25 protein-coding genes are annotated in these 26,313 nt (G+C 61.6%); 11 read left to right on the top strand and 14 right to left on the bottom strand.

The window, feature by feature from the left end:
• The first annotated feature begins 49 nt into the window (after positions 1-49).
• From rpsD to NZ746_01720, 8 genes are read left to right on the top strand one after another with little or no spacing between them, the layout of a single operon-like run.
• Positions 50-703 (top strand): 30S ribosomal protein S4, encoded by a 654-nt coding sequence (gene rpsD / locus NZ746_01755; protein ID MCS6816084.1) that lies wholly within the window; start codon positions 50-52, stop codon positions 701-703.
• Between the two features lie 12 nt (positions 704-715).
• Positions 716-1,711 carry a DNA-directed RNA polymerase subunit alpha gene (locus NZ746_01750; protein ID MCS6816083.1) on the top strand — a complete coding sequence of 332 codons (996 nt, stop codon included), beginning with the start codon at positions 716-718 and terminating at the stop codon, positions 1,709-1,711.
• A gap of 12 nt (positions 1,712-1,723) precedes the next feature.
• Positions 1,724-2,188, top strand: a complete 465-nt coding sequence (gene rplQ / locus NZ746_01745; protein MCS6816082.1) for a 50S ribosomal protein L17 — start codon at positions 1,724-1,726, stop codon at positions 2,186-2,188.
• Positions 2,189-2,230: 42 nt separating this feature from the next.
• A complete protein-coding gene (locus NZ746_01740) occupies positions 2,231-3,304 on the top strand; it encodes an aminopeptidase P family protein (GenBank protein ID MCS6816081.1) in 1,074 nt (357 codons plus the stop codon).
• A gap of 2 nt (positions 3,305-3,306) precedes the next feature.
• On the top strand, positions 3,307-3,801 hold the full coding sequence (gene accB, locus NZ746_01735; protein MCS6816080.1) for an acetyl-CoA carboxylase biotin carboxyl carrier protein: 495 nt from the start codon (positions 3,307-3,309) through the stop codon (positions 3,799-3,801).
• A 19-nt stretch (positions 3,802-3,820) separates the two neighbouring features.
• The gene (accC, locus tag NZ746_01730; GenBank protein MCS6816079.1) at positions 3,821-5,194 is read left to right on the top strand and encodes an acetyl-CoA carboxylase biotin carboxylase subunit; all 1,374 of its coding nucleotides are present in this window, start codon (positions 3,821-3,823) and stop codon (positions 5,192-5,194) included.
• Between the two features lie 47 nt (positions 5,195-5,241).
• A complete protein-coding gene (locus NZ746_01725) occupies positions 5,242-5,559 on the top strand; it encodes a hypothetical protein (protein ID MCS6816078.1) in 318 nt (105 codons plus the stop codon).
• Between the two features lie 60 nt (positions 5,560-5,619).
• Complete coding sequence (locus tag NZ746_01720; protein MCS6816077.1) at positions 5,620-6,279, top strand: TenA family protein; 660 nt, start codon at positions 5,620-5,622, stop codon at positions 6,277-6,279.
• Between the two features lie 6 nt (positions 6,280-6,285).
• Here NZ746_01720 and rsgA read toward each other — a convergent pair whose 3' ends face one another.
• Positions 6,286-7,215 carry a ribosome small subunit-dependent GTPase A gene (rsgA, locus tag NZ746_01715; protein MCS6816076.1) on the bottom strand — a complete coding sequence of 310 codons (930 nt, stop codon included), beginning with the start codon at positions 7,213-7,215 and terminating at the stop codon, positions 6,286-6,288.
• Positions 7,216-7,361: 146 nt separating this feature from the next.
• Between rsgA and NZ746_01710 the strand changes: the two genes are divergently transcribed.
• Entirely contained in the window at positions 7,362-9,701 is a 2,340-nt protein-coding gene (locus NZ746_01710; protein MCS6816075.1) for a carbohydrate binding family 9 domain-containing protein, read from the top strand.
• Positions 9,702-9,740: 39 nt separating this feature from the next.
• On the opposite strand, the gene NZ746_01705 is transcribed toward NZ746_01710, so the two are convergent.
• The 13 genes from NZ746_01705 to ruvB form a co-directional block, all read right to left on the bottom strand.
• A complete protein-coding gene (locus tag NZ746_01705) occupies positions 9,741-10,337 on the bottom strand; it encodes a sigma-70 family RNA polymerase sigma factor (protein MCS6816074.1) in 597 nt (198 codons plus the stop codon).
• Between the two features lie 124 nt (positions 10,338-10,461).
• Positions 10,462-11,091 (bottom strand): hypothetical protein, encoded by a 630-nt coding sequence (locus tag NZ746_01700; GenBank protein MCS6816073.1) that lies wholly within the window; start codon positions 11,089-11,091, stop codon positions 10,462-10,464.
• A gap of 257 nt (positions 11,092-11,348) precedes the next feature.
• Positions 11,349-11,990 carry a hypothetical protein gene (locus tag NZ746_01695; protein ID MCS6816072.1) on the bottom strand — a complete coding sequence of 214 codons (642 nt, stop codon included), beginning with the start codon at positions 11,988-11,990 and terminating at the stop codon, positions 11,349-11,351.
• A 110-nt stretch (positions 11,991-12,100) separates the two neighbouring features.
• Positions 12,101-14,167 (bottom strand): S9 family peptidase, encoded by a 2,067-nt coding sequence (locus NZ746_01690; GenBank protein ID MCS6816071.1) that lies wholly within the window; start codon positions 14,165-14,167, stop codon positions 12,101-12,103.
• A gap of 100 nt (positions 14,168-14,267) precedes the next feature.
• Positions 14,268-15,524, bottom strand: a complete 1,257-nt coding sequence (locus NZ746_01685) for a M20/M25/M40 family metallo-hydrolase (GenBank protein MCS6816070.1) — start codon at positions 15,522-15,524, stop codon at positions 14,268-14,270.
• 11 nt (positions 15,525-15,535) lie between these two features.
• Positions 15,536-16,783, bottom strand: coding sequence for a LeuA family protein (locus NZ746_01680; protein MCS6816069.1), 1,248 nt, complete (start codon positions 16,781-16,783; stop codon positions 15,536-15,538).
• Between the two features lie 96 nt (positions 16,784-16,879).
• Positions 16,880-18,565 (bottom strand): 3-deoxy-7-phosphoheptulonate synthase, encoded by a 1,686-nt coding sequence (aroF, locus tag NZ746_01675; GenBank protein MCS6816068.1) that lies wholly within the window; start codon positions 18,563-18,565, stop codon positions 16,880-16,882.
• 84 nt (positions 18,566-18,649) lie between these two features.
• Complete coding sequence (locus NZ746_01670) at positions 18,650-18,805, bottom strand: hypothetical protein (GenBank protein ID MCS6816067.1); 156 nt, start codon at positions 18,803-18,805, stop codon at positions 18,650-18,652.
• 90 nt (positions 18,806-18,895) lie between these two features.
• The gene (locus NZ746_01665) at positions 18,896-19,870 is read right to left on the bottom strand and encodes a dipeptide ABC transporter ATP-binding protein (protein ID MCS6816066.1); all 975 of its coding nucleotides are present in this window, start codon (positions 19,868-19,870) and stop codon (positions 18,896-18,898) included.
• Positions 19,867-20,910, bottom strand: a complete 1,044-nt coding sequence (locus tag NZ746_01660; GenBank protein ID MCS6816065.1) for an ABC transporter ATP-binding protein — start codon at positions 20,908-20,910, stop codon at positions 19,867-19,869. The genes NZ746_01665 and NZ746_01660 overlap by 4 nt, the downstream gene beginning before the upstream one ends.
• Complete coding sequence (locus NZ746_01655; protein ID MCS6816064.1) at positions 20,883-22,784, bottom strand: PDZ domain-containing protein; 1,902 nt, start codon at positions 22,782-22,784, stop codon at positions 20,883-20,885. Before NZ746_01655 ends, NZ746_01660 begins: the two co-directional genes overlap by 28 nt.
• Before the next feature lie 22 nt (positions 22,785-22,806).
• On the bottom strand, positions 22,807-23,202 hold the full coding sequence (locus tag NZ746_01650) for an arsenate reductase ArsC (protein ID MCS6816063.1): 396 nt from the start codon (positions 23,200-23,202) through the stop codon (positions 22,807-22,809).
• Positions 23,203-23,285: 83 nt separating this feature from the next.
• Complete coding sequence (ruvB, locus tag NZ746_01645) at positions 23,286-24,323, bottom strand: Holliday junction branch migration DNA helicase RuvB (GenBank protein ID MCS6816062.1); 1,038 nt, start codon at positions 24,321-24,323, stop codon at positions 23,286-23,288.
• Between the two features lie 190 nt (positions 24,324-24,513).
• On the opposite strand from ruvB, the gene rsmI reads away from it, so the two are divergent.
• Entirely contained in the window at positions 24,514-25,365 is an 852-nt protein-coding gene (gene rsmI / locus NZ746_01640; GenBank protein MCS6816061.1) for a 16S rRNA (cytidine(1402)-2'-O)-methyltransferase, read from the top strand.
• Complete coding sequence (locus NZ746_01635; protein ID MCS6816060.1) at positions 25,358-26,308, top strand: energy transducer TonB; 951 nt, start codon at positions 25,358-25,360, stop codon at positions 26,306-26,308. Before rsmI ends, NZ746_01635 begins: the two co-directional genes overlap by 8 nt.
• Positions 26,309-26,313: the final 5 nt, after the last annotated feature.

The raw sequence follows: 26,313 nt of genomic DNA, 5'->3' as shown, positions 1-26,313 counted from the left end.
AGAGATTCATGCGCGCGGGTGATCCCGTGCGTTCTGCTCTGAGGGACATATGGCGAGATACACGGGACCAGTATGCCGATTGTGTCGGCGGGAGGGCATGAAGCTCTTCCTGAAGGGAGATCGATGCTTCAAGCCCTCGTGCGCCATTGAGAAGCGGGGGACGTTCCCGCCGGGCCAGCATGGCCGCGAGATGCGGCGGGCGAAGCTCACGGGCTACGCCGAGCAGTTGCGGGAGAAGCAAAAGGTCAGGCGAATGTATGGCATCCTGGAGCGGCAGTTCCGGCGCTACTTCGAGGAGGCGTCCCGGAAGAAGGGGGTCACGGGTGAGGCCTTGCTCGCCTTGTTGGAGCGGCGGTTGGATAATGTCGTCTATCGCTTGGGGTTCGCGCTCTCGCGGGCGCATGCCCGGCAGTTGGTGAATCACGGGCATATCCTGGTCAAGCGGGGGGAGGTTGAGCGCACGGTGGACATTCCATCGTTCCGCGTCCAGCCGGGCGATGAGATCAGCGTGGCTCCGGAGATGCGGAAGAATGTCCACGTTCAAGAGGCACTTCAAACAGCGGCCGGGCGAACGGGACGTCCCGCCTGGCTCGAGCTGATCGACGCGGAGAATTGCCGCGGACGCGTCGTGGCATTGCCGACGCGGGCCGACATCTCACCCGATATTCGCGAGAATCTCATTGTGGAGTTGTATTCGAAGTAGGGAGCGACGAGCATGCCATACTGGACGGGTTTCCAACGACCGAGACGCCTGGTCTGCGATCTGGAGACGCTCACGGACCGCTACGGGCGGTTCACGGCACAACCCTTCGAACGCGGATTCGGGACGACGATCGGAAATAGCTTGCGACGGGCCCTCTTGGCGGGGATCGAAGGGGCGGCCGTGACAGCCGTGCGGATCGAGGGCGTGTTGCACGAGTTCTCCCCGATCCCTGGAGTCGTCGAGGACGCTACGGACGTCATCTTGAATCTCAAGCGCATTCCTTTCCGCCTCCATACGATGAGTCCGGTGACCGTGCGGCTCCAGAAGGGGACCCCGGGTGAGGTTTACTCTCGCGATATCGAGACGCCGAGCGAAGTCGAAGTCCTGGATCCCGACATCTATATCGCCACCGTTGCCGAAGGCGGTTCGCTCAACGTCGAGATGCGCGTCAAATGGGGACGCGGTTATGTGCCTGCTGAGCGAAACTTCGATGATGATCTGCCGTCCGGTTACATTCCCGTGGACTCAGTTCACTCCCCCATCCGCAAGGTGAACATGACCGTGGAACCGGCGCGCATCGGGCAGGTGACCGAATACGATAAGCTCACCTTGGAGATTTGGACCAATGGGGCGATCAAACCGGTGGACGCGTTGGGGCTGGCCGCCAAGCTGATCAAAGACCATCTCTCGATCTTCATCAACTTCGAGGAGGAAGAGGAGGAGACCCTGCCGGAGCTCGTCCCGACTGCTGTTGAACCTCCTCGCATTATTCCGGAAGAGGTGTTGAATCGGCCCATCGAGGAGTTGGAGTTGTCGGTGCGCGCGTTCAATTGCCTGAAGAATGCCGGGATACATACCGTCCGCGACCTCATCCAGCGCACGGAATCGGAGATGATGCAGGTGAAGAATTTCGGCAAGAAGTCGCTCAATGAGGTGAAGAGCGTCCTGGCGAATCTCAAGCTCTCGCTGGGGATGAAGATTGATGAGAAGGGGCAAGTGCTGCCCTAGGGAGGAAGAGGTATGCGTCATCGCGTGGACCATCGGAAATTGCGGCGCCCGACGGAACATCGTTTGGCGATGCTGCGCAATCTCTGCACGTCGTTCATCATCGAGGAGCGGTTGGTGACGACGTTGGCTAAAGCGAAGGAATTGCGTCGCTTCGCCGAGCGCGCGATCACGCTGGCCCGCCGCAGCCTGCGAGCGGAGACGCCGGCCCAGGCGCTGCACTACCGTCGTCTCGCCGCTCGATATTTCATCGGCGGACATGCCCAGGTGCGGTTTCGGGAGCATAAGAAGGAGCCCATTCGCACGATCGAGCGAACGGCCGGGGTGAGAGCCCTCAAGAAGCTCTTCGACGAGATCGGTCCACGCTACAGTGATCGTCCGGGTGGATACACGCGCATCTTGAAGCTCGGATTGCGCAAGGGGGATGGGGCACAGCTCGCTCTGATCGAGCTGGTCAAGGAAGGGAAGAAAGCCTCCTGAACGCGGCAGTCGCTCGTGCCAGATGTCGAGGGGAGACTTCTCATGAATTTCCTCGCGCGACAGGAACGGGTCCGGCGCGAGCTCGTCGAGCGGCAGCTTGAGGCACTGGTCGTTACTCACGTGCCGAATATTCGGTATCTCACGGGGTTCACCGGGAGTGCGGGGATCGCTGTCGTGACATTGGAGGCGACCTATTTCATCACCGATTCCCGATATACGCTTCAAGCCCAGACGGAGGTGGCGGCTCGCCTCTTCCAGGCCGATGATTCCTACGAGCGTGCGGTCGTTGACCACCTGAAGCGAGAGCGGCTGCGGCGAGTCGGCGTGGAGGCGGAACGATTGAGCCTTGCTCGATACGAATTTTTCACTCGCGAGCTCGATGGAGAGATCGAGTGGGTCCCGACGCGAGGGATCATCGAAGAAGTCCGCATGGTGAAGGATGCCGAGGAGCAGCAGGCCATTCGTCGCGCCGTCGAGGTGGCCGCTCAGGTCTTCGCCGAACTCGTTGAGGAAATTCGACCTGGTATGCGCGAGCGGGATGTGGCGGCCGAATTGGAATATCGGCTGCGACGGGCTGGAGCTGAGCGGATCGCCTTTGAGACCATCGTCGCCTCGGGCGAGCGTTCGGCCTGGCCGCATGGTGTCGCCTCGGAGAAGCGAATTGGATATAATGAGTTCGTCGTGATTGACTTCGGCGTGGTCGTGGAGGGATACTGTAGCGACATGACGCGCACGTTCTACGTGGGCACACCGGATGCGCGAGCGCGAGAAGTTTATGCCACCGTCTTGGAGGCGCAACTTCGCTGTGAGGCGGAGATGCGCGCGGGCATGCGCGCTTGTGAGATTGATGCCCTCACGCGCGACCTCATCACGGCGCGCGGTTATGGAGCGTTCTATGGCCACGCGACCGGTCACGGCATCGGGCTTGAAGTCCATGAAGCTCCACGCCTCTCGCGCCACAATGAGGCCCGGGTGCCCGCTGGAGCTGTCGTCACTGTGGAGCCCGGGATTTACCTCCCCCAGTGGGGAGGGGTGCGCATCGAGGACGTGGTCATCGTGAACGAGCATGGCAGTGAAGTCTTGACGCCGACGCCGAAAGATTTGCTCGTCGTGTGACGATGAACATCAAAGAACTGAAAGAGATCATTCGACTCGTCGCCGAGAAGGAGTTCGCCGAATTCGAATTGGAGCAGCCGGATTTCAAGCTGCGGATTCGGCGCAATGCGCCGCCAGTCATTCACACGGTCGAGTCCTCGGCGGCGCGCGTCGTCCATTCTCCTCCGGTCAATGAGCCGATCCCGGTTCCTTCTACGCCCGTGGTCTCGACCGTCGAAGCCGCTCCCGCGGTTGAGGACGAGAAGGCCTATCATATCATCCGGTCGCCCATCGTCGGCACGTTCTATCGCGCCCCGAATCCTACGGCGAGTCCGTTCGTCGAGATCGGGGATCACGTGGAGCCCGGCACAGTCTTGTGCATCATCGAGGCCATGAAGTTGATGAACGAGATCACGTCTGACGTCGCCGGAGAAGTGGTCAAGATCTACGTGGAGAATGGGCATCCGGTCGAGTACGGGCAACCGTTATTCGCCATCAAACCGAATACGCGAGCCTGACTGTTTCGCCGGTGGGCGTATGTTTCGCAAGGTCCTCATTGCCAATCGTGGCGAGATCGCTTGTCGGATCATCTGGGCGTGCCAGGAATTGGGGATCAAGACGGTCGCCGTCTTCTCCGAAGCCGATCGCGAGGCCCTGCATGTGCAATTAGCCGATCAAGCCGTTTGCATCGGGCCGGCGCCATCGAGCCAGAGTTATCTCAATATCCCGGCGATCATCAGCGCGGCGGAGATCACCGATGCCGACGCCATCCATCCCGGCTATGGGTTCCTCTCCGAGAACCCTTACTTCGCTGAAGTCTGCGAGGCCTGTCGGATTAAGTTCATCGGACCGCCGTCCTCGGTCATTCGATTGATGGGGGACAAGGTGCGCGCGCGAGAGGCGATGAAGGCGTTGGGCGTGCCTGTATTGCCGGGGAGCGAGGGCGTCGTGCGAACGGTGGAGGAAGCCTTGGCCATCATTGATCGGATCGGACTTCCGGTGATCCTGAAAGCGGCGGCCGGAGGTGGTGGTCGTGGCATGCGCATCGTGCGCTCGCGCGAGGAATTACCGACAGCGTTCCAGACGGCGCAGAGCGAGGCCGAAGCCGCATTCAAAAACGGTGATCTCTATATCGAGCGGTATCTCGAACGCCCGCGCCATATCGAGATCCAAATCTTGGCCGACGAACACGGTCAGGTCGTACATCTGGGCGAGCGCGAATGCTCGATTCAGCGGCGCTATCAGAAGCTGATCGAGGAAGCCCCTTCGGTTGCGCTCACCCCAGAATTGCGCGCGGAGATGGGAGCTGTCGCCGCTCGCGCGGCTCGTGAGATCGGCTACACGAGCGCTGGGACGATGGAGTTTCTCTTCGACGGCGAACAGTACTACTTCATGGAGATGAACACGCGCATTCAGGTCGAGCATCCGGTCACCGAGATGATCACCAACGTGGATTTGGTGCGGGAGCAGATTCTGGTCGCCGCCGGCGAGCCGCTCAGCTTCCGTCAAGAGGAGATCATCTTCTCCGGGCATGCCATCGAATGTCGGGTGAACGCTGAGGATCCGGAGACCTTCAGGCCTTCTCCTGGCACTGTCACGGCGATCACGGTTCCGGGAGGGCCGGGCGTGCGCGTGGATACGGCGATCTATCCTGGTTACACGGTCCCGCCCTATTACGATTCGCTGATCGCCAAGCTCATCGTGCGGGATCGAAATCGCGAGCGAGCTTTGGCTAAGATGCGACGCGCGCTCGAGGGGTTCATTATCGAAGGGATCAAGACGAATATCCCCATGCATCAGAAGATCTTCCAGGATCCGGAGTTCACCGCCGGTCGCCTCTCGACCCATTTCATGGAGGAATGGATGCGCCGGATGAAAGCCCTGGAGGAGGAGCCAATTGGCCTCGGGTAAACGCTCGGCAGACCTCCTCCATACTGCGATCCAGGAGGGGATGAGCGATGGGGGCTTTCGAGCCATTGCTCCTCTCTTCCGAGGAGGCGCTTCGATTGCAGCGGCAGGCCGAATTGGCCATTGGCGAATACCTAGCGCGGGGGCGAAAGGTCTTTCGTGAGATGCCCCTGGCGCGATTGCTCAAAGCGCTCAACCGATTTGGAATCGTCGCGGAAGAAGCCCCGCAGGCCTTGCGCCTCGTGGGTGCGCGCGTCACCGAAGTCCCGAGTTTCGTCGCCAAGTACAATTATCGGGTCACCTTCCCGGAGGATGTGCTCGCCCGATGTCGCCGCGCCTACGAGGAGTATCGCCGCTCGGCGATGTGACCGCGCACAAGAGGCGCCGCCTCGTGACGACCTGCCGCGAGATTTGTCAGGAGGGTCGCTATGTCTGCCTTTCACGAAGAATTGCTTCGCCATGCTGAACCCGTATGGAAGGTCGTGCGCGAACATCAATTCCTCGCGGAGACAGCGGCTGGGACGATCCCCCGCGAGGCCTTCGTGCGATGGATGCAGCAGGATTATCTTTTCGTTCGGGAAGCCATCCCGTTTCTGGCCATCCTCCTCGCGAGGGCGCCAGCGGCGTTGCGCCGCCCTCTTGGAGAGTCGCTCGTAGCGCTCACCCGCGAGTTGGAGGTCTTCGAACGATCGGCGCGCGAACATCAGGTCGCGCTCGAGGGGATCGGCATGCTCCCGACGTGTCACGCCTATGTGCAATTCCTGCTGGCGACCGCTTATGGGCGCTCATTCCCCGAGGCCTTTACTGTGCTCTACGCCGCCGAGAAGGCCTATCTCGACGCGTGGACTTGGGTGAAGGAAAATCAGCAGGGGACGAGTCCTTGGCAGGCCTTCATCGAACAATGGACGAGTCCAGCCTTTCGCGAGTACGTCCAATGGCTCGGTCAGACGCTCGACGGTCTTGCTGAAGGAACTTCGGAAGCGACGCGCGCGGCGATGCGCGAGCTTTTCCTCCTTACAGCCCAATACGAGGTGCGCTTTTGGGGCATGGCGTGGGAGGGGGAACAGTGGCCAGTAGCGCTGCCGTGAGTATGGTTATTCGATCTCGCCCCGCGCCTCTTGGAGAAGACGCAGGAAGCTCTCATACCGGCGCGGATGGATCCGCCCATCCTCCAGAGCGGCGCGCACGGAGCATCCGGGTTCGACCACGTGCGAACAATCGGCGAATCGGCAGCCGTTGCCATAGCGCGCGATCTCGACGAAGAACTTTCGGACGTCCTCTTCGCTCAGATCCCACAAGCTGAATTGCCGGATGCCGGGAGTGTCAATGACATAGCCGCCATCGGGAAGGCGAACGAGTTCCGCCGCCGTCGTCGTATGCCGACCGCGTCCCGTGCGGGGATTCACTTCGCCGATTTTCACGTGGATGCCCGGCACAAGAACTCGCAGTAGCGAAGACTTGCCGACGCCGGAATGTCCGGCGAAGACTGACGTCTTATCGCGCAGCCGATCGCGCAACTCTTCAATCCCCTGTCCCGTCTTGGCGCTCGTCAAGACGACGGGATAGCCGAGGTCGCGGTACATGTCCAGGATATCGCGGAGGCTTTCGACGCCTTCCAAGTCCACCTTGTTCACGCAGATGATCGGATGCAGCGCTCCTTTGGCCGCGGCCACCAGGTAGCGATCAATGAGTCCGGGGCGAAATGGCGGATCGGCGACCGAGGAGACGATGACGAGATGATCCACATTGGCGGCGACGACTTGCTCCAACTCTTTCGTTCCCGTGGAGACGCGTCGCGAGAGCTTCGTGCGACGCGGATGCAGCTCGGTGATCACCCCCTCCTTCTTCGCTTCATCGGTGACCTCGAGAGTGACGTCATCGCCAACGACGATCGGATTGATCCCTCCGGCTTTTCTCACCACGCTCTCGCGAGCATAGCAATGGTAAAGCCCTTCGGGCGTCTCCACCCAATAATGGCCTCGAATCGCCTTCAGGACCTTGCCGTGATGAATGCTTCCATTCATACCGAATCGCGTCTTTAAGCGTAGCCTTCGGCTTCGACGGAGGCAAGGCAGAAGCGTCGCAAAAGCGCGCAGTTGACACTTGGCGGAGGCATCTGCCATCATCTGTGTTGTTTCGACTGAGGAGGTTCGCGGGAGGGATGCGGGTGATGCAGAAGCCAACGTGGAGGCGCCACCACATCCAAGTGGTGGGAATAGGACTCATGCTCTTCAGCATGTTCTCAAACGGCGCGATACTCGTGCTTGGGGCGCCTCAGGAAAGAGCGAAATCGGGGACTCAAGAACAGAGGTCGGCAGCCCCGGAAGAGGGACGCGAAGCTGAATTTCGTCGGGGAGCGAGAGTTTATCGCCTTCGGGCGGCTCGCCTTCAGGAGGAGGAGAAGATCGTCCTCGATGGCCTCTTGAACGAGCCCGTGTGGCGTCGGGCTGACGTCGCCGAGAACTTCATTCAAACCGAACCGCGCGAGGGGGAACCAGCGACCGAGCCGACGGAAGCGCGCGTCGCTTATGATCGGGAAATGCTCTATATCGGTATCGTCGCCTACGATAGCGAGATCCATCGCCTCATCATCAACGAGCTGCGGAAGGATTTCAATCTCTCCAATGGCGACGTCGTCCAGGTCGTCCTCGACACTTTCTTCGATCGGCGCAATGGATATGAATTCGCCACGAATCCCGGAGGAGCGAAATGGGATGCGCAGATGTCCAATGAAGGGCGGGAGGTGAATTCGGATTGGGACGGTATTTGGCATGTCCGAACGCAGATCAACGAACGAGCGTGGACGGTGGAGATGGCGATTCCCTTTCGCACGCTCAAGTTCCGCGCGGGTGACACTCAGGTGTGGGGGATCAATTTCATGCGCCGCATCCGACGCAAGAACGAGGAGAGCTATTGGGCGCCCATTCCACGGATGTTCAATAGCATCCACTATGTCTCGCGCGCCGGCGTGCTCGAAGGGCTCGAAGACATTCGCCCGGGGACGAACATTCGGATCAAGCCCTACGTGATCGGGAGCATGGCGGATTTCGCCACGCGAGGACCGACGACCCATCGCGTCTTCCGAGGCGATGGAGGCGTGGACGCGAAGTGGGGAGTGACGTCGGGATTGACCTTGGATGTGACCTACAATACCGACTTCTCGCAAGTCGAGGCCGATGAGCAGCAGATCAACCTCACGCGGTTCAGCCTCTTCTTCCCCGAGAAACGGGACTTCTTCCTGGAAGGGTCGGGCATCTTTCGCTTCGGTCCGGGAGAGCAGCGGGGTGGAATGATGGGCGAAGGGGGGATGGGCGGTGGCGGACTGGGTGGCCGATTGGGGGCCGTGCGCAACGACCTCATCCTCTTCTTCAGCCGACGTATTGGCCTCTCCGAAAGTGGGGAACCGATCCCGCTGCGCGCGGGGGTGCGATTGACTGGACGGGCGGGACCGTATGAGCTGGGGTTTTTGAATATTCAACAGGAAGCGCTCGGTCTCACGCCAGCGACGAATTTCCTCGTCACGCGCGTGCGCCGCAATGTGCTGGCGAATTCCGACCTCGGCTTCATGTTCATGAACGTGGCTCGCGCTCACGCGTTCAATCGCATCTATGGGGCGGATGCGAACTTCCGCTTCTTCCAAAATCTGAATCTGCACGGGTACCTGGCCAAGGCGACCGCACCGGGCCTTCGAGGCGATACGATGGCGTGGCGCGTCGGCATGAGCTGGCGAAATAACTTCTGGAACACGCGCCACTCCTTCACGAGCATCGGAGAGAATTTCAGGAACGAGCTGGGATTCATCCCGCGTCTCGGCATTCGCAAGGCATCAGACTTTCTCGGCTTGCATTGGAGGCCGCGCGCCATCAGTCGCACAGTTCGAGAGATCTTCCCGCACTGGCAGATCGACTACATCATGGATCCGTCGGGGCGATTGGATACGCGGTTGGTGGACTATCATCTTCCCATCAACTTCCAGAATGGCGCGTTCCTCGAAGTGGGTGTGAATTCGACCTACGAGCGATTGATTCAGCCGTTTCGGATTCACCCGACGGTGATCGTCCCCGTTGGCCGCTACAGCTTCAACGAGTACTTTCTTCTCTTCAATAGCGATCGCAGCCGCCCTCTTTCAGTGAGTTTTCGACTGGGGACCGGGCCGTTCTACAATGGGTATCGCCAGAGTTATTCGAGCGGGGCGAACGTGCGTGTGAGCTATCGGTTCAACACGAGCTTCACGTATACGCGCAACAACATCCGGCTCTCGACCGGTCAGTTTCAAACCGATCTCCTCACGCTGCGTGCCGCCTATTCCTTCAGCACATCGGTCTTCCTCAACGCCCTCGTTCAATACAACAGCGTCGCGCGGACATGGTCCTCCAACATCCGCTTCAATATCATCCATCGTCCGCTCAGTGATCTCTTCATCGTGTACAACGAGCGTCGGGAGTCTGGCACAGGTCGTCTTCTTGATCGCGCCCTGTTGGTGAAGTTCACCTACGCCTTCAATTTCTGAACAGCTTTGGGGGCCTGTGTATCTCGCAAGGAGGAGGACCTAGCGTCGCTCGTCGTGATTTTGTTCTTCGGAGATGGGAGCGGGCGCGGTCAAAAGCTGGCGCAGGCGCAGTCGGGCCTTGTGAAGCTGAGATTTCGTCGTCCCCACGCTGATGCCGAGCATGCGGGCGATCTCCTCGTGCTCGTAGCCCTCGATGTCGTGCAGAATGAAGACCGTGCGGTAGCCCGGTGGGAGTGCGCGAATAGCGCGTTCCAGGGCGATTCGATCGAGCAATCGGCTGGGGCGCTCGCGGGCCGTCTGATCGGTGAGGATTTTGATCTGTTCGTCCTCTTCGGCCTGTTCATGTCGCACGACGCTCTTACGCAGGTGCATGAGCGCAGCATTGACGGTCAACCGATACAGCCAGGTCGTGAAGGCCGAATCGCCTCGAAATGTCTTCAACTTCCGGTGAACCTGTAGGAAGACCTCTTGCGTCACATCCTCGGCGTCCGCCGGATTCCCTAACAGACGGAGGCAGAGGGAATAGACGCGGCGGCTGTAGTGGTGATAGAGCTGCTCAAAAGCACGCTCATCCCCGGCCGCCGAGGCCTGAATCAATTGCCATTCCGAGAGCGGTTGCGCCAGTTCCATGCTCATCGCGTCTCCCTCACGTCGCTTGTTACGCCCAAAGCCCTCGCATCGGTTTCACACGACACTTCTACAGACGGAGAATTCGTCGGGAAAGTTCCAGATTTTTCTCCGCTCGCCCCAAGACCTAGGTTCACTTCAATCGCGAGGCTTCGGGAAGGACATATCGGTAAGGGACTTCCACCCCTTCGGAGAAGATGCGCACGCGGCGATTCCCCGTGAATTCGGCGGCCGGAACAGTCAGCTCATACGTCCCAGTATCGCCCGGCCGGAGCCGGGAGGGACGAACCGGCACGATCCGCGTCTCGATCAGTTGACTCTCGCGCCTGATCAACGAGAGTTCGGCGTAGAGGTCCTCGAAGGTCTTTGAGGTCGAGATGTTTCGTACGGTGCCTCGGAACGTGAGGCGTCCGCCTTTTTCCTCGACCTGGTTGGAGTAAGAGACTTCGAGATCTTTCGGCACGGGCGCAGGTTCCGGCGGAGGAGGTGGAGGGAGGAATCCAAGTCGGATGCCCACCCAGGTGGCATAGGGTTTGAGAGCCGAGCGTGTGGGGGGGAGGAGCACAAGGAGGATGAGCACGGCCAGGGCGCTCACGCCAACGAACATGAAGCGACGACGAGCCCGTCGTCGGCGTTCGATGAGCGCCCGAAGCTCGCGCTCCAGGCGCGCGCGTTCCAACTCCGGAGGAAGAGCGTGGCTGACCCATAGGCTCCCTCGATGCGCTCCGGCCCGGCGGGCGAGCGGTTTTCCTGCGGTTGGCACCTCCGATGCGGCGTTGCTTCCAGCCTCCTCGGCCTGAGGCTTTGGCGAGGAGGGTTCAAGCGACCGCGTCGAAACATCAGGTCTATTCGAGCTTATCGGTTGCCTTAAGGGGGGAGCGGGCGAAGGCGTGGGTCCCGAAATCTCTGGTATGCGCCGCGACCCCATGCTCCTCCGCTGACGAATGGAGATCCAGAAAAGCGCGAGGGCCAGGCCAATGGCCAGGCCGAGAAGGATCGCCATGAGACCATCGCCCGCGTTCATTTCGCCTCCAGACGTTCGCGCAAGGCGCGCAAGAGATTATTCTCAATCACTCCGCGAGAACGGCATCGAATCCACGTGCTGCTCACGACATCTTGAGCGAGTCCTTCGACCTCCGCGATGATCGTGACCGTCGTCACGTTCGACTCGATGAGATTGACGCGAATCTCCACGCGATACCGCGCGTGCGTCCAGTTGTGGAGTTCGCTCTCCGGCAGCTCGGCTACGCGCAGCAGCTCGCTCTTCGTGTGGATGCCTCTGCTGAAGACGTACCACTCCGTTCGGAAAAGGCCCGTGCGGGGTTGACTCTCTCGCTCATCGAGCGTGAGCTCCAGCTCTTTCAGCAATTCCACGACGGCGTTGGAGACGATCTCCGGCGGAAGAGCGAATCGGTAAGGATTTGGCAAAATCTCCTCGTGTGTCTTCCCCCCAAAGGTGATGGCCGTGCCCTTTGGTCGCTCTGGAGTCGTGGGATTCGGAGGCGCGCGGCGAGGGTCTTGCCGCACGGAGGCGATGGTTTCAAAAGCGGCCGAAGAGACGTCCTCGGAGGCAAACGGTTCGAGCGAAGCGATAGACCCCGCTGAGACCCAGCACGGCAGCACAAGCCCCACCCAGAGGAGGACCGGCGCGTATCGCTTCACAGGCATTTCCCCTCAGAACAAGGTATGGTAGACCGCTCCTGCAGCATTCAGCAAGAGGCCGGACGGCGGAGTCCCCAGCTTTTGCTCCGATCGCTTCGTCTTCCACTTGCTCACGATCCCGGCGCCTTGAGATACCTGTCGAACCACTCGATCACCGTGCGGTACCACAGCTCACTGTTTTGCGGCTTCAAGATCCAATGCCCCTCGTCGGGGAAGACGACAAGCTTCGAGGGCACATTCTGGCGCTGCAGGGCAGTGAACATCTGCAGCCCTTCGCTGAGCGGCACGCGGAAATCGAGTTCGCCATGAATGACGAGCGTCGGCGTCTTGAAGTTCTGCGCGAAATTGTGCGGGGACCACCGTTCGTACAGCTCCTTATTCGTCCAAGGCGTGCCGCGAAATTCCCATTCGGGGAACCACAGTTCCTCGGTCGAGCCGTACATGCTGATCAAATTGAAAACGCCCGCGTGCGAGACGAGCGCGCGGAAGCGGTCCGTCTGCCCGGCGATCCAATTGACGAGATAGCCGCCGTAAGAGCCTCCGGCCGCGCCGATGCGATTCGGATCCACGAAGCCGAGGTTCACGACATAGTCCACGCCGCGCATCACGTCCTCGTAGACCTTGCCGCCCCAATCGCCGCTGATCTCGTCAATGAATTTCTGTCCGAAACCGATACTGCCGCGTGGGTTCGGCAGGAAGATGACGTAACCGGCCGCGGCGAAAAGCTGTGCGTTCCACCGATAGTGGAACAGGTCCGCCCATACGCTTTGCGGTCCACCATGAAGGAGCACGATCATCGGATATTTCCGCGAAGGGTCGAATCCCGGCGGCGTGATGATCCATCCCTGAACGCGTGCGCCCGCGGCGCCCGTGTACCAGATCGAGCGGACGTCCCCCCATTGAATCTGCGCGAGCCGTTCCGCATTCATCCTCGTCAGTGGAGTGAGTTGGCTCCCATCCACGTTCACGCGGTGCAGCTCAGCCGGTTGGGAGAAGCTGTGGCGGAGGAAGACGAGCGTCTTTCCGTCGGGCGTGATCTGCAACCCTTCGTTCGTCCCCGTGGGGACGAGCTTTTGGATCTCTCCGGTCGCGATGGTCACGGCGTAGATCGGGAAGGCAGCGCCTTCGGCGACAGTAAAGTAGAGGCGCTGGCTATCGGGCGCCCACACGAATTCTTCGACCCAATGATCGAGGGCGTCAGTGAGGCTTCGCGTACGCCCGGTCTGACGGTCGTAAAGCATCAACCGCCATCGGTCGGATTCGAATCCCGGGCGCTCTTGCGCCCGATAGGCGATGTAACGCCCATCGGGAGAATAGAGAGGGGAATTGTCGGCCGCTGGATTCGTCGTGAGGCGTCGTGGTTCACCTCCGCGCAGGGGGACGATCCACAGGTCGCTATTGGTGCTGATGGCTTCGTCGTGGCTGTCTTTCCGCACGAAGCATAGTTCGTTTCCATCGGGCGAGAAGGCATAATCATCGGGACCGCCCAAGGCGAAGGGAGGAACATCGTGATCGCCCGGCGTGAGATCGCGCGCTGGCCCACCCGTGGCCGGAATGACGAAGAGATGCCGACGCTTGCCGTCCTTCCATGTGTCCCAATGCCGATAGAGCAAGCGGGTATAGATGCGCGCCTTGACCTGACTGCGAGCGCGCTCCTCTTCGCGACGGCGATTACACGCTTCGTCGGGGCAATCGGGATAGACTTCGGCCGTGAACGCCAAATGTCGTCCATCCGGAGACCAGAGCACGCCTGAGGCGCCTGTGGGAAAACGCGTGAGCGGTTGAGGCTCGCCTCCAGTCACGTCCATCGTCCAAATCTGCGGCGTCCCGTCGCGGGTCGAGATGAATGCCAACCGCCGCCCGTCGGGGGCCCATCGCGGGCGCATATCCGTGGCCGGATGTGTCGTGAGCTGACGCAGCTCTCCTCCCGTCGTGGGGATCACCCAGATGTCCGTGTACCGCGCGTTTTTCGCTTTGTCCATCGTCGTCACTGTGAACGCTACCCACCTTCCATCGGGCGAGACCTGTGGATCGCTCAGACGCCAGATCGCCATCAAGTCGTCGAAGGTGAAGGGCCGTTTGCTCGCCGCGGCTCGCAGCGGAAGCGCACAGAGGAGAGAAAGAGTGATGGCCAAGATCGCGCGTCGAGGGAAGCGCCTCGATGATGCGGCTCGCATCGAAGTCCTCCTCCCTGTTTGGAATTCGATCGAGAGAAGATTGTGCCCGAGGATGCACTGAGAGCGCAAATCGCGCGGGGGGCGTCTCGCGTGGGGCCTTTCAAGCGTCTACGCCAGCGAGAGCGAGTGCGATGAGGAGCGCACGCTTCAAGCCGAGTGCGCGCCCTTCGGGAGCATACCACTCCTGAAGCGTATGAATGTTACCCGCTTCTCCCCCGGTCCCGATCGCAATGGCAGGCACGCCGAGGGCGATCGGGAGATTGGCGTCAGTCGAGGCACATTCCAATCGCGGCGTGCGACCAAGCCACCGCGTGATTTCCCAGGCAATCTGCACGATCTCCGCATCGGGGGAGAGCATGCCGGCCGGCCGATCCCCAAGCACTTCGATGCGATACTGCAGATCTCCGCGCTCACCGGCACGCGCGCGAGCAGTTCGTCGCCACGACCTCTCGGCGTGAACGGCGTACTCCAATATCTCGTGAAGAGAACGCTCGATGCGCGCGATCTCCCCCGCAGACGTCGAGCGCACATCCACGTCCAGATATGCGGATCGCGGGATCGCGTTGATGGCTTCCCCTCCCGCGATGCGCGTGAGGCTCACACTGGTGTGCTCGGGCAAAGGGTAATTCATCAATCGCAGGGCCGTGCGCACGAGGGGATGAATGGGATTGGGCGCGCCGAAATCTCCCCAGCTGTGTCCACCCGGGCCGTGGACGTGGAGACGATAACGGCGCGAACCGAGCGCACAATGAACGATGCCATCGGCGCCGGCTCCTTCCAGGGCGATGAAGGCATGGACTTCGGGAAGACGCTCCGCCCCTTGAAAGATGTAGCGCACGCCACGCAGATTGCCTTCGCCCTCCTCGCCCACGGTGCCCAGAAAGAGCAGGGAGCCTGCCGTTCGAATCGCCGCGGCATTCAAGGCTTCGCCCAGAGCGAGCAAGGCCGCCAGTCCGCAGGCATTATCGCTAATGCCCGGCGCGTAGAGCCGTTCGTTCTCTCGACGGACGCGGACTTCCGTCTCGGGGGGAAAGATCGTATCCAGGTGAGCCGCGAGTACGACTAAAGGGGTGGGGGAGCGTCCGATCCGCCATCCGCGTACATTGCCCACGCCATCGACGTGAATGCGAGCGAGCCCAAGCTCCTGGAACCGATCGCGCAGGTAAGCGGCGCGCGCCGATTCGCCAAAAGGGGGAGCGGGGATCTCACACAGGCGAATCTGCTCGCGCGTGATGTCATCCACATGGGCATCCAACCATGCCAGCGCCCGTGCGACATGCGGGTGTTCTAGAAGAGGGAGGAAGCGCGCGGCGATCGCGGACGTGTTCGAAGGTCGCGATGGCGTCATCGAGGCCATGAGCGCATCCATCATCCGAAGGATCGTTCGCGCACGTCGGTGGATTCATCCAGAAGCGCCCACACTTCGTCCTCGGTGAGCACGCGCGAGGATCGCTTCGCTGCCGCGAAGATGCGTTCGACGCGCTCCTCGGTCGGCTCGATGCCGCGCTTCTCCAGCCAGAAGATGACGTTCGATTTCCCGCTCATCGGACCGACCTCAATCGTCTGTTCCAAACCGAACCAGTGCGCCGGAACGCTCGAGTACACGGTATTGGCCAGCTCGACGTCCTTCTTTCGATAGGCCTTGATGACAGCCGCGGCATGCACGCCCGTCCCCGTGCGGAAAGCATCGCGCCCAACGACCGGGTAGTTGAATGGGATCTCGATGCCGCAGGCACGCGCGACGGCGCGACAATAATCCCCTAGTTTCGAGAGGTCGCGACGGATGTACCCCATCAGTTGCAGGTTCACCAATAACAGGTCCATCGGCGTATTCCCGCACCGTTCCCCGATGCCGAGCGCACATCCGTGCACGCGATGCACGCCCGCCTCAATGGCGGCGATCGTGTTGATTACGCCGAGGCCGCGATCCATATGACCGTGGAAGTCGATCTTCACATCCTCGCCCGTATCGGCGATCACGTGCTTGATGAACTGCACGAGCGCGTGCACGCCGCGCGGCGTGGCGTGCCCGACCGTGTCGGCCAGACAGACGCGGCGCGCGCCACATTCGATGGCCGTCGTATAGAGCTTCCGAAGCGTCTCCGGATGGGCGCGGGTCGTATCCTCGGTGACATACATGACGGGCAGGCCGTGGCGGACGGCGAAGGTGACGGCGTCTTCGGTCGCGCGCAACATCATGTCGAGCGTCCAATCCTCCGCGTATTGGCGGATCGGGCTCGATCCGATGAAGGTGCAGCACTCGATGGGAATGCCCACTTTCTCCGAGATGTCAATGATCGGTTGAATATCGGCGCGCACAGTCCGCGCCGCGCAATTGGGACGAATCGGCAGGCGAGCCTCTACGATCTCCCGAGCCAAGCGCGTCACTGTCTCGACGACGTGCGGTCCGGCTCCGGGCAAGCCGAGATTGGCTGACTCGATGCCCAAGCTCGCCATTAGGTGAAGGATCTCGATCTTCTCTTCGATGGAGGGGTTGGTCACCGACGGCGATTGTAAGCCATCTCGCAGCGTCTCGTCATCGAACTCGATCTCTCGAACGGTCGGGACATCTCCCCCCACGCGATTCCAATCGTAGATGAGTGGGTGCTCATCCATGGCGCTCGCCTCCTTTCCTCGCCCCGCGAGGTAAGAGAATTCAACCAACGGCGGCCCGCCAATGTCAAGCGCGGGGAGCAGCCGCCTCCAAGGCGCTTATGGCGAGGCCGGATAGGAGCCGAGGATCTTCAAGAAGTCCGTCAGCTGCCGCACGTCCTCGATCGCTCCGGCGATGACCGGATCTTCTAGACTCCCTTCCAGGTCCACGTAGAACACGTATTCCCAGGGGCGACCAGCGATGGGGCGAGACTCCAACTTCACGAGGTTGACGTTCCGATCAGCGAAAACCTTGAGTGTGCGCAGGAGGGCACCCGGCACGTTCGGCGTGCTGTAGATGAGCGACGTCTTATTCGCCTTCTCAGTGATCGCATGCTCGGCGGAGATGACGAGGAAGCGCGTGTAGTTCCGCGGATCGGACTCGATGCTCTCCTTGAGCACGGCCATGCCGAAGCGTTTGGCGGCATCGAGGCTGGCGATGGCTGCGGCATCGCGCAGGCCATTCTCCTTGATGTGTTTGACCGCGCCGGCCGTATCGTAAACTTGGTGGATCTCCCATTCGGGATGCGCCGCGAGGAAGAGGTGGCACTGTGCCATCGCCTGGGGATGGACGTAGACGTGGCGGATCTCCTCGAGAGTAGCCCCTTCGTGAGCGATGAGGTTGTGAACGATCCGCAGCTTCAACTCACCGACGATGGCGACGTCGTATTCGAGCAGGAGGTCGTAATTCTCGTGGATGCTCCCGGTCAGGGAATTCTCGATCGGGATCACGCCATAGTGGGCGCGACGCGTCGCGACGGCTTCGAAGACGTCGCGGAACGTCAGGTGCGCGATGGCCTGGGCGTTCTCGCCGAAATATTGGAAGACGGCTTTCTCACTGAACGCGCCGGGCTCGCCTTGATAGGCGACCTTCAACGGCGAGACCTTCACCCATGCCGCTGGGACGACCGGCTTGTAGGAGAGATCGAGCTGTCGGCCAACGACGGGAGCGATCACCTCGAGATCGCGCATGAGCTTCTCGAGTTGCTCGAAATAGAGGCTCTGCGGCCCATCGGAGAGGGCCTTCTCCGGATCCGGGTGAACCTCGACGATGATCCCATCGGCACCGGCTGCGATCGCCGCCAGCGCCATCGCCGCGACGTGTTGCCGATTGCCGGTGCCATGGCTCGGATCCACGATGATCGGGAGGTGCGTCTTCGACTTGAGAACGGGAATCAGACTGAGATCGAGCGTGAAACGCGAGTGGTCGGAGAAGGTGCGAATCCCACGCTCGCAGAGGACGACGTTCTCGTTGCCGCGCACAAGAATATATTCGGCGGCGGCCAGAAATTCCTCGAGCGTGGCGGCCATCCCACGCTTGAGGAGAACGGGTTTTCGTTGCTCGCCGACGGCTTTGAGCAGCTCGAAATTCTGCATGTTGCGGGCGCCGATCTGCAACATGTCGGCATAGGCGGCGACCAACTCGACGTGTTCGGGCGAGAGGACTTCGGTCACCACAGGCAGTCCCGTGCGCTCGCGGGCTTCAGCCAGGATCTTCAATCCCTCTTCGCCCAAGCCTTGAAAGCTATAGGGCGACGTGCGCGGCTTGAACGCCCCCCCGCGCAGCATCGTGACGCCCAGGCGCTTGACCCGCTCGGCGATCTCCAACATCATCTCCCGATTCTCCACGGCGCAGGGGCCGGCCATGACGACGAACTTCTCGCCGCCGATGATTCGATCCCCCACGCGCACCAACGTTCGCTCCTTCTTCGCCTCCCAATTGACGAGTTTCAGCTGAATGGCCATAGGCTCACCTCCTCGAAAAGGGATCTCCCGCGATCTTGCGGGAAAGGACGTTCGCTTGGGATGGGTTGTCAGCGTCGGGGAAAATCAGTCGCGCTCGTCCGCCCGCGGCGGACGAAAGTAGAAGGGCGTCGAGAACGAGAGGGGACGAGGCGAGAAGTCCAATGCTGCGGGCATCCACCACGATACACGCGCCGTGTGGATCAGACCACGTCTCTCTTCGCTCATCCTCAGCGTCAGCATCCTCCACATCCTCGACGGCGAAAGATGCGAGCACACAGTATGTGGGAAGCGTGCTCACCTGTCAAGAGCGAACGACGGCGTTTTCATGTTTCAGACGAGGAAGCACGCGACGAAATGGCCAGGGACGACTTCTTTCAACTCGGGTTCGACCTCTCGGCATTCGGCCATAGCGAAGGGACATCGGGTGTGGAAGCGACAGCCCGAGGGAGGATGCAAAGGAGAGGGAAGCTCTCCGCGCAGCGGCATCCGTTGTCGGCGCACCTCCGGATCTGGCTCCGGCACCGCCTGCAGCAGAGCTTGCGTGTAAGGATGCAGAGGATGGCGATAGAGCATCTCCGTCGGCGCGATCTCGACGAGCTTCCCCAGATACATCACGCCGACGCGCGCAGCGATGTACCGGACGAGTGCCAATCCGTGCGAGATGAAGAGGTAAGTGAGGCCGTATCGCTGTTGCAGATCCTGCAGCAGGTTCACGATCTGCGCTTGGATCGAGACGTCGAGCGCCGATACGGGCTCATCGGCGACGATGAACTTCGGCCGGAGGGCGAGCGCGCGCGCGATCCCGATGCGTTGCCGTTGTCCGCCGGAGAACTCATGCGGATACCGGGTCAGCGCGTCCGCCGGAAGTCCGACTTCCGCCAGCAACTCGCGGACGCGAGCGCGCCGCTCCGCCGATGTCCCCACGCGGTGGATGCGCAGTGGCTCCTCAATAATTTCGCCGACGGTCATCCTGGGGTTGAGCGAGGCGTAGGGGTCTTGGAAGATGATCTGCATGTGACGACGCCGCTCGCGCAGCTCGCGCTTCGAGAGTCGGAGCAGGTCGGTGCCGTCAAATCGAATTTCTCCTGCCGTCGGCTCGATCAATCGAAGCAAACATCGGCCCGTCGTCGTCTTCCCACACCCGGATTCGCCGACGAGTCCTAGCGTCTCTCCCTCTCGGATCGAGAAGCTCACGCCGTCTACAGCGCGCACCCACGCGGGTTTCCCGAACAGATCGCCGAAGGCACCACGCCGCACGGGGAAATATTTCCTGAGGTCTTTGACGACGATGAGCGCTTCGGTCATCGGCTTCGTTCCCCTCCAGGCGCGACGTCTTGAGCGATGCGCACCGCTGCCGAGCGAATCGGCGATCCGCGAGCGACGCAACGCACGAAATGCGCGGGAGCGATCTCGATCATCTCGACGTCGCCCTCTCGGCAGATCGGCTGCGCTTCTGGGCACCGATCGGCGAACGGACATCCGGGCGGGAGATCCCAGAGATTGGGGACCGTCCCTTCGATCGTCTCCAACCGGTGGCGTCCCTCTCCCGATGCCATGAGGCGCGGCACACACCGCAGAAGGCCGCGCGTGTACGGATGCTGCGGATTGTAGAAGATCTCGCGCACTGGGGCGTATTCGACGATGCGACCCGCGTACATGACGGCCACATCATCTGCCGTCTGCGCGACAATGCCCAGATCGTGCGTGATCAGCAACATGGCCAGACGAAACTCCTCGCGCAAGCGGGCGAGGAGGTCGAGGATCTCAGCTTGGATCGTGACATCGAGGGCCGTCGTGGGCTCATCGGCGATCAAGAGCGCCGGGCGACAAACGAGCGCCATGGCGATCAACACGCGCTGCCGTAAGCCACCCGATAGCTCATGTGGATAGCTGCGCGCACGCCGTTCGGGATCGGGGATCGCGACGGCTCGCATCATCTCGATGGCGCGCTCGAAGGCCTCGCGGCGAGAGATGCGCTCATGGGCGAGCACAGCTTCCGCGATCTGAAACCCCGCGGTGAGGACGGGATTGAGTGCCGACATCGGATCCTGGAAGATCATCGCCATGCGAGCGCCGCGCAGGCGGCGCATCTCTTCCTCCTCCAGCTCGCAGAGATTCCGCCCCTCGAAGAGGATCTCTCCGCCGACGATGCGTCCCGGAGGGGGGACGAGCCGCATGAGCGACAACGCAGTGACCGATTTCCCACAACCGGATTCACCGACCAATCCCAGCGTGCGCCCGCGCGCGATCGAGAAGCTCACGCCATCCACGGCGCGCACGAGGCCGCGATCCGTGAAGAAATACGCGCGCAGATCTCTCACCTCGAGCACAAGGTCGCCGGACATGAGTCGAGACTCCGTTCGTCGCTCGCGCGCGGCTTTTCTGCGGACACCCAGGAGCGATAGAGCGCTTGCTGTTCGGGAGTGGGCCGAGCGACGGGAACGAGGCGATATTCGACGACCGGGGGAGAGGCGAGCACGACCTGGACGGTGCGCTCCTGGCCACGTCGTCGCACGGTGATCGCCACGCGTTCGCCCGGCTTCCTCTCGTTCAGGCGCTTCCAGAAATCGCGGGCCGTCACCTCTTGTCCATCGAGCGCGCGGATCTCATCGCGGGGGAAAAGCCCATACGCTTCGGCCGGAGAGCCCGCCACGACGCGCGAGATCACCAGACGATCCGAACGGGGCTCCGTCTCGATGCCCAAGTATCCGCGATGTGCTTCCGGAGCGACGGGCTCGAGCCGAAGTCCCACGTGGGCGAGAAAACGATCGTACTCGATCTCTGCCGTCGTGTGCACGTATCGGTCGAGTAATTCCTGGAGTGCTTCGCTCGATCCTCCGGCTACTTGCTCGCACGCTCGCCGGAAATCGTCTTCGCGATAGCCGATGTCGCGCCGCCGGAAGAACTCTTCGTACAGGAGTCGCATGACATCGTCCAAACTTCGCCGCCCCCGTGTCTGGGCGCGGATCTGCAGGTCGAGGAGCGCAGCCAGCACAGCCCCCTTCGTGTAATAGCTGATCGTCACGTTCGGTGAATTCTCGTCCGGACGATAGAACTTGATCCAGGCATCGAAGCTCGCCTCGGCGAGGGACTGCACGCGCCGTCCCGGCGTCCGTTGCAACGTCGAGATCGTGCGCGCGAGCGACTCTAGGAATTCCTCCTCCGTGAGGAGCCCCGCTCGCCGTAGGATCACGTCCGCATAGTATTCGGTGAAGCCTTCGACGACCCAGAGCATCCGCGTGTAATTCTCGCGCGTGTAGTCGAAGGGCCCTAGTTCCACGGGCCGAAGGCGCTTCCCGTTGTAGAGGTGAAAGAACTCGTGCGCGACCAAACCGAGCCAGTTCTTATACGCCGACTCTGGTTGAAATCCCCCGCGCGGATACTGCAGTACGGTCGAATTCGCATGCTCGATGCCACTTGAGCCGCTCTCCCCGAGCAGCACGAGGAACGTATAATGCGCATACGGGATGTCCCCGAAGAGCGCTATGGTCGTCTCCACGATCCGCTTCACATCGGCGACCAATCGCTGCGCGTCGTAATTCCCTTCGCCCAAGATCGCGAGCCGATGCGGAATCCCCCCCACGTCGAATTCGTACACTGTGTGCGTCCCGATCAGGATCGGACAATCCACGAGGACATCGTAATTCGGGGCGCGAAACAGATGTGGATCATCCGGCGCCGGATCCAATCCCGTCGAGATGCGGGGCCATCCGGGCGCGGGATGGAGACGGACGGTCACCGGCACGTGCGTGAATCCGTCCACGTACATGAAGAGGCTCGGGCCGTTGATGTAAGCGTGCGTGTCATCGAGATAGTTCCCCCGAAGGCCGGGATCGAAGGCGTAGACGCGGTAGCGGACGCGAATGGGATCGCTTCCTTCGGTGACGACGCGCCAGATGTTCTTCGCCACCTTAGTGGCTCGCCGCTCGCGCCCCGCGCTATCGGTCGCCGCGAACTGGACGACATGCCGGGCGTATTCGCGAATCAGATAGGAGCCGGGCATCCACACGGGCATGACGAAATCGAGCGTCTCGCGCTTTATCCCGGTGACGGTGATGGCGACCTCGAAATAATGCTTGTGCGGCTCGTTCATCCACACGTCGTAGTGGATGGAGATGGGAGCAAGCGGTCGTGCGGAAGCTCCGACCCCCACGAGCACGATGGCGAGGAGCAGCGGAAGACTCCAACGCCTCATTCGCTTTCCGGTCCTTCGAAGCATGCGCTACCCTCCCGAGAAGGTCTTAGGCCGATTCGAGCAGTTCCAGAAGCTCTCGCACGCGGCGCTCGATCTCGTCTCGAACCCGACGGAAGACCTCCAGCGATTGCCCCTTGGGATCCGGGATGTCCCACTGCACTCGCCGACGCGCGGGAATCCACGGGCACTCGTCACCGCACCCCATCGTGACGACGACATCCCACGTCAGGTCGGGAAGCGCCTCGAATCCTTTAGGCGTCGCTTCTACCAGCTCGATCCCGCGCTCGCGCATGACCAGACGCGCGTGCGGATTGACCTCGGTGGACGGACGCGATCCAGCACTCCAAGCCCTCACGCGCCCATGTCCGAGATGCCGGGCCCATGCCTCGGCCATCTGGCTGCGGCACGCGTTCTCCACGCAGACGAACAAGATGTTCTTCATGCCGACGAGCGATGAATATACATGCTCGAAGATGGCTTGGACAAGGGGTGAACCGCGTGGGCTTTCGCGTCCGCGGCGCTTCCCTACTCGGAGAAGAGCCCTCGATCGGTCCGCGAAAGGCGCGGCGACGCATAGCCGAGATGCCGATAGGCGGCTTCGGTGACGACGCGACCGCGCGGCGTGCGATTTAAAAAGCCGATGCGGATGAGGTAGGGCTCGTAGATCTCCTCGATGGCGTCCTTCTCTTCGTTGACGGCTGCCGAGATGGTGTTCAAACCCACGGGTCCTCCATGGAATTTCTCGATGATCGTCAGCAACAGCTTGCGATCTACCTCGTCCAGCCCGAAGCGATCGACCTCCATGCGGTTGAGGGCATACTCAGCGATCTCGCGCGTGATGCGACCATCGGCCTCAACCTCGGCGAAATCGCGGACGCGGCGCAGCAGCCGATTAGCGATGCGCGGCGTGCCTCGCGCGCGGCGGGCGATCTCGCGCGCTCCTTCCGGCTCGATCTCGATCCCCAGAAGGCGCGCCGAGCGCAGGACGATCTGTTCCAACTCCTCCGGTTCGTAGAAGTCCAAGTGCAAATCAATGCCGAAGCGACCGCGCAAGGGAGCGCCCAGCAGGCCTTTGCGCGTCGTCGCTCCGATCAGGGTGAACGGCGGCAGATCAATTTTGATCGAGCGCGCCGCTGGCCCTTGCCCGATGAGGATGTCCAGTTGATAGGCCTCCATGGCCGGATAGAGGATCTCCTCGACGGCAGGGTTGAGTCGGTGGATCTCGTCAATGAAGAGCACATCACGCGGCCCCAGGTTCGTGAGCAACGCCGCCAGATCCCCCGAGCGCTCGATGACCGGACCGGAGGTCGCGCGAATTTCGACCCCGAGTTCATGGGCGATGATGTAGGCGAGCGTCGTCTTGCCCGTCCCAGGAGGTCCGTGCAGCAACACATGATCCAGTGCATCGCCACGCGCGCGCGCAGCGTGAATGAAGACGCGAAGGTTCTCCTTGAGCTTCGACTGTCCGATGTATTCGTCGAGTCGAAGCGGGCGCAATCGAGCGTCGTATTGCCGATCCTCCTCGGTCGGCGCTCCGTTGATGAGTGGATGCCGCTTCGACATGTCGCGATCATTGTATCATATCGAGCGGCGCGGGGAGAAAAGAGGCCTTCGGCGCGCAATCGGACGACGGGCGAGACGATTCGGTCGCCCGATCCCGCGTCGGCGGCCATAGGCCTCCGCCGGGGATGTCCCTCTTCGCGGGAAGCGCGGTTGAAATCGCCGGCGGCAGTGGGGTATCTTGAACTCTCTCATGTCCGGCACGTTGTACATCGTCGCGACGCCCATCGGGAACCTAGAGGACATCACGTTGCGCGCGCTTCGCATTCTTCGGGAAGTAGACCTCATTGCGTGCGAGGATACGCGGCAGACGCTCAAGTTGCTCCACCATTATGGAATTCGACGACCACTGGTCAGCTACCATGCGCATAACCAGAGGAAACGAGCGGAGGCGCTCATCGCGCGGTTGAAGGAGGGACAGAACGTGGCGCTCGTCAGTGATGCCGGCACGCCGCTTCTCTCCGATCCGGGGGAGGTGCTGCTTGAGCGAGCCATCGCTGAAAGGATTAGGGTAGTGCCGATTCCCGGCCCCTCAGCCATAACGACAGCGGCGATGGCCGCAGGCCTTCCCGTAGATCGGTTTCTCTTCGTTGGCTTCCTCCCAGCAAGACGCGGGCCGCGACGAGCGGAGCTGGAGACGCTGAGAGCGCTTCCGTACACGCTCATCTTTTTCGAAGCGCCACATCGGTTGGCGGAAACGCTCGTAGACATGTGCGAGATTCTGGGAGCGCGACCGGCGGTGCTGGCGCGCGAGCTGACAAAGGTCCATGAGACGTTCGAGCGAGCGACGCTCGCGGAATTGGTCGAGCGCGTTGCCAAAGCGCCGATCAAAGGCGAGATCGTCTTACTGGTCGCCGGAGCGGAAACGGCGCGACCGGCCGATGTGGAGGCGACCGCGCTCGCCGAACGAGTGAAAGCTGTGATGTCCGCGACGGGCCTCGATGCGAAGACGGCCATCAGATGCGTGGCCGAAGAATACGGCGTGAGCCGACGGGAGGTCTACCGTGCCTATCTGAGCCATCGCCAGGAGGTGGATGATGCGTGAGAGACGGAGAGCGGGATCGCACGTGGCGCGATGGGTGATTCTCAGTGGCCTCCTCAGCGGGGCGTTCGATCCCGCCTGGGCCGCGCAAGCGCGCGTCGCCGAGCGCTTGCGCTTAGGCGCGAACGTGACGATGGTCGTCTATGAGGCGTCTGGAAGGACGGCGTCACCAAATCCCGAACCGGTGCGCTTGGCGCAAACCTTCGATAGCTTGGACGCCGAAATGACGTACTTGCGAAAGACCCTGGGGATCGAACCGCTCATTCCCCGACACATTCGCTCCATCGGCCTCCTCCCCGGCGAACGCTTTCGCGAGGGTTTGTTCCTCGAAGGACGTTCTGCGGAGGGAGGCCGACGCCCGATCGAAGAGACGATGGACGCTCTCACTTCGCGCGTCCTCTGGCGCGCGATCGAACTGGTCGCCGTTTCGCGCGCGAACGTTTCGATGAATTTCGAGATGACGCACGGCGAGCGGACGATCTTGCGCTTGGAGGATGTCGAAGTACGCCATTTCGAGACCATCGTGCTCGAAGGCGCGCTCTCGGCGACCGGGGATCAACCGCGCGCGGTTCTCATGACGGTGACGGTCGCCATCGTTCCGCAGGCTCAATTGCGGAATCGTCCGCAAGAACTCTCCGCTCCGTGCGACGAGTACGGACGCGCGATCGCGCTGCGACCGGACGACGTCTTCCTCCCTCCCGTTCTCATCGAGCGCGTCGTCCCCAAATTCCCCACGCGCCGTCCGCTGGGGACCGTTCTGGTCGAGGGGATCGTGACCTTGGACGGACGCGTCACGAACGCGCGCCTCGTGCGGGCATTCGATCGAGACTTGGAGACGTTCGCTCTGGAAGCGTTCGAACGCTTCCGATTCCTTCCGGCGCGCTTGAATGGGCGACCGGTTCGCGCCACCATTCGCGAGGAGGTGACGTTTCAAACGACGCCATGATCGGA

The sequence above is a fragment of the Blastocatellia bacterium genome, assembly GCA_025055075.1.
Lineage (GTDB): Bacteria > Acidobacteriota > Blastocatellia > HR10 > HR10 > HR10.
This window is presented reverse-complemented; position numbering and strand designations above follow the sequence as displayed.